At 50.8% G+C, this 325-nt stretch carries 1 pseudogene; it reads left to right on the forward strand.

Going from position 1 to position 325, the window contains the following annotated elements:
- A pseudogene (locus AB9F26_RS22415) lies at window positions 1-325 on the forward strand (transposase); the annotation flags it as partial.

Genomic DNA, 325 nt, shown 5'->3' on the forward strand with positions numbered 1-325 from the left:
CAATGGCAGTGGCACCTAGATGAGGTTTGTTTTGAAAGTAAACGGCGAACGTCACTACTTATGGCTAGCGGTTGATCATGAAGGTGAGGTGTTGGAAAGTTACGTCACCAAGCGCCGCGATAAGGGCGCAGCCCTTAAATTCACTAAGAAAGCGATGAAACGGTACAGCCAGCCTGAGATTATAGTCACTGACAAACTTCGCTTATACGGCGCCGCGATGAAGATGATTGGTAACGCGGCGAAACAGGAAACAGGACGCTGGAAAAACAATCGCGCTGAGAATTCACACTTGCCGTTCCGACGACGAGAGCGAGCGATGCACCGC

The sequence above is a fragment of the Falsihalocynthiibacter sp. BN13B15 genome (genome assembly GCF_041205415.1).
GTDB lineage: Bacteria > Pseudomonadota > Alphaproteobacteria > Rhodobacterales > Rhodobacteraceae > Falsihalocynthiibacter > Falsihalocynthiibacter arcticus.